General features: G+C 20.4%; 4 protein-coding genes. All 4 read right to left on the bottom strand.

What is annotated here, in order from left to right:
• The coding region (locus C6B38_RS12315) for a DUF2649 family protein (protein WP_443028741.1) at nt 1-67 on the bottom strand (67 nt) is incomplete at its 3' end.
• 151 nt (nt 68-218) lie between these two features.
• Nucleotides 219-566: a hypothetical protein gene (locus C6B38_RS03055; RefSeq protein WP_105298615.1), complete on the bottom strand. Its 348-nt coding sequence runs from the start codon at nt 564-566 to the stop codon at nt 219-221.
• Nucleotide 567: 1 nt separating this feature from the next.
• Nucleotides 568-1,017 (bottom strand): DUF3627 domain-containing protein, encoded by a 450-nt coding sequence (locus tag C6B38_RS03050; RefSeq protein WP_105298614.1) that lies wholly within the window; start codon nt 1,015-1,017, stop codon nt 568-570.
• 43 nt (nt 1,018-1,060) lie between these two features.
• A complete protein-coding gene (locus C6B38_RS03045) occupies nt 1,061-1,333 on the bottom strand; it encodes a hypothetical protein (RefSeq protein WP_105298613.1) in 273 nt (90 codons plus the stop codon).
• Nucleotides 1,334-1,761 lie beyond the last annotated feature (428 nt).

Below are 1,761 nucleotides of genomic sequence, written 5' to 3'. Positions count from 1 at the left end.
TCGTTTTATCTATAAACAAAAAAATATAAATAAAAAACTCTTTTAATTTAATTCAATCATTTTGCATTTTTAAAAACTCCATATTTTTTGAATAAGTTTAAAAAACATTCCAAAAAACAAAACAATAAATAACACAAACGATATAACATATAAAAACTCAGGGGCATTTGCACCAATAATATAACTAACAAATTGAACTCAATAATTATATAAACTCATTATAAAAAACCTMAATCATATTCATTTTTATAATCAAAACTAAACACACTAAATTCCACGGGTTTTTTATAACATTCCTCATATAAAAGTTCAAAAAATTCATGAGATAAGAATTTTTTGAATTTTTTATAACATTTTTTACATAAAAATGAAATCCTATATTCGCCACAAAACTTTCTAAAATAAACTTTTGCTTTTATAAATTTGTTAGAACAACCAAATAATTTAAAATAATATTCATTTGAATTATAAATAATATAACCATTATCACATAATTTATAACCTTTACTTTTTTCGTACTTTATTCTATCTTCTCTTTGTTCTTCTTTTATTGATTTAACTTCCATTTTATAATTCCTCCAAATCACGAATTAATTGTTCTTCTTTTTCAACACTTCAATTTGTTAAATTATTATTATTATTATTATTTGCTTTTACTTTTTTAGGTTCACTTAAAAATAACGCTTTTTTCATTTTAGTAAAATAATTTTGTTTATATTGATTATATAAATTGATTAATTCGGTTCCAGTTAAATATTTTCAAATATTTCGCTTTAAATTTTCATCATATTTTACAATAGGATAAGAATTATCATAAATCAAACCGATTGCTACTTGCTCTGAATGTTTTTCACTCGGATAAATAAACTTATTACTCAATCAAAACCCAATATGACGATTATGATTAGGTAAATTAATAAAACTTGCTTTTTCTGTTGCAAAAGGAATAAATTCCTTACTAATAAAATAATTTTCTATATTCTGATTTTTCTTAACAAAATTACTCAATTTTATCATCTCCTCACCTTACTGGTCTTAACATAATTTCTAACGGTAATAATTATTTCTTTAATACTGTAACTCTAAATTCCTTAACTTCTGATATATGTTCCATAATTACAAATGGTAAAAATACAACAAAAAGGATTAAACAGAAAAAATACCATATAATACCTATAATATCTCCTACATTTAAAGAACAAATTATAAGAACAATACAAAGACCAGAAACAATTAATATAAAAAAATAAATATAAACAAAACCAAAATTCATAATAATAAATTCTTTTTTTAATTTTTTATATTCCTTAGTTGTTTTAAATTTCATATCCATAATATAGTCTCCTAACTAAATATTTGTTTAATAAACAATGTTATAAATAATGTTTATATAATGTTTTTTAATTGTAATAAACATTGTTAATAAACATTGTTAATAAACATTGTTAAATATAAAAATAATAAAAATTGGCACACTGAAAATAACTATTAAGAACTTTAATAGTAAATATAATAAGTTCATTTTTCTATTTAATAAATTCATTTTTTACAAATGTGATACCATCTATTTTTTGATTATCATGAATGGTATCACCAATTAAAACAATTATTTCACTAAAACTTCCTAACTTCCTAGTGTGCCTTAACTAAGATATAATCGATTATAATAAATATTAAAATCCTTTAACCATAACACGGAAAAAGTTTAAGATTTTAATAATACAAAATATAGCAAATGGAATTAATATAATTCACGCTTCA

This window comes from Spiroplasma sp. ChiS, assembly GCF_002968355.1.
Lineage (GTDB): Bacteria > Bacillota_I > Bacilli_A > Mycoplasmatales > Mycoplasmataceae > Spiroplasma > Spiroplasma citri.
This window is presented reverse-complemented; position numbering and strand designations above follow the sequence as displayed.